At 43.2% G+C, this 3,526-nt stretch carries 2 protein-coding genes and 2 pseudogenes; 1 reads left to right on the plus strand and 3 read right to left on the minus strand.

The features are described from left to right. Together GOX01_RS12330 and GOX01_RS12335 are read right to left on the minus strand one after the other, a co-directional pair. Window positions 1–99, minus strand: a pseudogene (locus GOX01_RS12330) (IS5/IS1182 family transposase); the annotation flags it as partial. 101 nt (window positions 100–200) lie between these two features. Then, window positions 201–1,355 carry a glycosyltransferase family 2 protein gene (locus GOX01_RS12335; protein ID WP_081107003.1) on the minus strand — a complete coding sequence of 385 codons (1,155 nt, stop codon included), beginning with the start codon at window positions 1,353–1,355 and terminating at the stop codon, window positions 201–203. Window positions 1,356–1,699: 344 nt separating this feature from the next. On the opposite strand from GOX01_RS12335, the pseudogene GOX01_RS12340 reads away from it, so the two are divergent. After that, window positions 1,700–1,915: pseudogene (locus tag GOX01_RS12340) on the plus strand (transposase); the annotation flags it as partial. 43 nt (window positions 1,916–1,958) lie between these two features. On the opposite strand, the gene GOX01_RS12345 reads toward GOX01_RS12340, so the two are convergent. Next, window positions 1,959–3,398, minus strand: a complete 1,440-nt coding sequence (locus GOX01_RS12345; protein WP_062268721.1) for a glycosyltransferase family 2 protein — start codon at window positions 3,396–3,398, stop codon at window positions 1,959–1,961. Window positions 3,399–3,526: the final 128 nt, after the last annotated feature.

The following is a 3,526-nucleotide window of genomic DNA, read 5'->3' on the forward strand; positions in this document are numbered from 1 at the left end:
TTCAAAATCTACAGTTCGGGAAAATGCTTCGAGCTGATCGCCAAGCCCACTTAACCGGGCCAACCGCTCTTCAACATCAAAGAAACCCGGTTGCTTCATCTTCCATCATCCCCAATCAACGCAGGAGAGATGGAATCACAGAGAAACCCTTAAAACCAGAGGGTTTTTCAAACCCTCCAGGTTATAGAGAATATAAGATACTAATCTCTCATATGAATCTTGGAAAAATATAGAGGATCTTCTTTTAGCATTGCTTTTTCTTTAAAAGAATAAAGTTTATTCTCATTAATAAAATCGACCCTATACATTTTATAGAATTCTTCTATTTTGCATGAAAATAAATAATCAATTTTTCTATTTTCATGATGTCCGTACTCACTAAAATGAGATAGAGGATCTAAAGAAACTCCATGCAGATCTTCATGATTGCTAATGTAATTATTTTCGGAAAAGAACCCTATATTATATTCTGTTTTATCTTTGTTTGCATACCTTACTAAAAATTCTCCATTTTTACCTTTTAAATTTATATTATATCTAGAATATGTTCCAAATAAGTTGTATAAATTAACGTCAAGTAAATCAAGAAGATAATGAAAATCAGGTATATATACATTTGCATTATCTAAAAAGGATTTTTTATATATATTCTCATCCATGAAAAAGTATTTTACTAAATGAAGCCCAGGCCCTGTATAATTTATTAAATTATCTTTATCTTCTGTATTGATATAAAATTCAAGTTTTTCTTTTGCTGCCTGAAGAACGTCAGAAAAATTTTTATTATGAAGGTGTATATAACCTAACTTTGTTATGAATGTTTCATCGCTTTGAGATGATCGTGGATGGTGAAAACCATGATCTAGAAACCCTAATGTATTTTTAGCAAACATACTCTTGGGGACAATAGCTGGTGTAAAAAAACTAGTGTCTTCTGGGATATTCAGAAAGAGCTTTTGCATGACAAAAGCTTCCTTTTTTCCAATTAGGTTATCTAAATAATTATCGATCTTAGATCGACTAATCGATGCACCGTTGTCGCAAAGAATAATGAATTCATCGCAGTCTATAGGTATAACAAAGTCATAATCTTCATTTTTATCGTCCCATTTATGTACAATTTCAGATATAATTTCTCCTTTTCTGTCAAAATCCTTTTTTTCATTAAATGAAAAATCTACATTAACACCAATTTTTTGGTATTTATTTAAAATTTCAAAAATATCACTTTCATTTGATCCATTATCTAAAATGTATAAATTATCAAAACCAAAAAGATATCCATAATATTTTATCCAAGCCTCTAAAAGCTTAGATTCATTTTTCTGCATTGTAATACAGCGGACCTTTGCCATAAAAATCTCCTAACCTCAGGGTGTTTGAAGACACCTTAAAGTAGGTCAGAAGCATTTAAAACATCTGGATGTGTTCGAAGAACCTTCTGGTTTTGATGCTTTCTCTATGATTCCGTCTCTTCTGCGTTGATTGGGGTATGGCTTATGAAGCCGCCTGTTTTTTTGATGTCGAAGAGCAGCTTGTTTGGCTAAGTGGTCTGGGTGATCAGCGCGAAGCGCGGATCAGGCTCCATCTGCCGCAAAACGTCAGTCTGATCTTCCTGCCATCCCACGTCTCGAACCGAATCTGGTCGAAAATATCTGGTAGTTCTTCCGCGTCAACTGGCTGTCAAACACTGCCCTCCTGGCGCCTGGCCATGAAGGCCAGTCTGCAACAGGCCCCGGAAAAAGCCCTCTACGCCTTACACAAGCAGACCGTCGAACCGGTCTTCGGCATCATCAAGAGCGGTATGGGTTTCATCCGTTCCCACCTCCGCCGCCTCGCCAACGTCGCAACCGAATGGACGCTCGTCGTCCTCGCATACAATTACCGCAGGATCACGCGACTGATGGCCGCATAAACGCTGTCACTCATCACTACGGCAGAACCCCACTCCCAGCCTGCTAGACCTTATAGAATGATAGGATTTTTTTCACCTCCGGTCTGGCGTGTGAGAAACGTGTGACTAGTGACCAACACGCAAACAGATCGGCGAAGTGAAAAGCTGATTCGATATTGGCGTGAGCGGCGGCGGTGGTTTCAGGTCCTGCGCAGAGGGGGCTCGCGGCGATATCCGATTGGCCGGGATGCGCGATCTCGAATTCTTCCCATTCGCGCACGCTTGCCCTGTTGGCTTCGAGCCGCCCGCTCGTATCCTGCCCGCGCGTGAATGATACGACGAATGTGTTGGTGGCGGATCTCATGTGAAATTTTCCATTCGACGATCTGTGCAAATTCATCGCGATCATACTCGAATATTGTGAGTCAAATTTTATATTGAGAAAGTCGTCTGGATTTTCAGGCGCGAAAAAGATATGATCTTGATCCGATGGGCTTGTGTAGCAAATCACCCGTCCTTTATCGGCTCCGTGCCGATATTTCTCGGCGCAGAACACCTCGCCTGTCTTCTTATCGTAATATAAATCTCGGTCATCCGGCAGGATAATCTTACATGTCCGCAGCAGCGACATGTCGTATAATGCGATTTCTATCTGATCCGATCCATGGGAGAATGATTCCGAGAGATATTGGACGTGAAGATGCGAGATCGCGCGATGAACGTGCCGTGGGAATTCAGGCTTATATCTCGTGAAGTCAGGAGACTGACACTCTTCTTGAAATTTCGTGAAAAAATCTAGGGCGTGCTTATTTGCGAGAAGGTCTTCACGCTTTTTCAGTTTCTCGAGGAAATGCTCTAGGCTCCGTGTGATGTAGTGGCGAATGAACGGCACGTCGCCTTCGGTGGGTCGATGGAGAAAACCAGTATCGGGCAATGTTTCTCCCCGGCAATCGGCATAGGGGCCAGAGACTTGGAAGACATGCGGGTTGCGATAGATTTTTTGTGTGGCTTGCGGGCGGACAAATGATTTGACGGCGAAATTCTCACCGCGTCCGATGGTGATGAACGATTTGTAACAGTCTAGGGCATTGGGGCCTGGGAATATATGATTCCCGTTCGCTCCGTAGCAGCGCCAGTTGAGGGCTAGGGCTGCGAAGCCCGGGATATTCGACAACATGGTCTCGACGGTATCGTAAGGGCCTAAATCCAGATATTCGTCGCAGTCGAGAAACCCGAGCCATGACAGGGATTCGCGTTGCGCCACGCCGATCGCATCGACATAGGCGAACGCCTGACGTTGCGCGAAGTGATTGGCAGTTCCAGTTGAATGGAGCGTGATGGATGGGTCGGCTTTCGACAGCCCCTTGATAATTTCAGCGGTTCCGTCACTCGAATTATCATCGTAAATCAGGAATCGCGAGACACCGATGCTTCGGTGCCAAGAAATCCACCATATGATTTCAGGCGCCTCGTCTTTTACAAACAGCGCGATGGCGACTTTCATGTCGTATCAAACCGATCCAACTGACATTAGAGAGTTTTCAAACATACCCGATAAGCCTACGATTTTAAACAGAGGTGGCCCCGCTTTACCAGGATCCTGGTAAAGCGTCTGATCCGTATCAGCATGGA

Source organism: Gluconobacter oxydans (assembly GCF_006539685.1).
GTDB classification, from domain to species: domain Bacteria; phylum Pseudomonadota; class Alphaproteobacteria; order Acetobacterales; family Acetobacteraceae; genus Gluconobacter; species Gluconobacter oxydans.

Bases quoted from the DNA above. Each gene is read 5' to 3' on its own strand.
- GOX01_RS12335 (WP_081107003.1), bottom strand. From the start codon at position 1,355: ATGGCAAAGGTCCGCTGTATTACAATGCAGAAAAATGAATCTAAGCTT.
- GOX01_RS12345 (WP_062268721.1), bottom strand. From the start codon at position 3,398: ATGAAAGTCGCCATCGCGCTGTTTGTAAAAGACGAGGCGCCTGAAATC.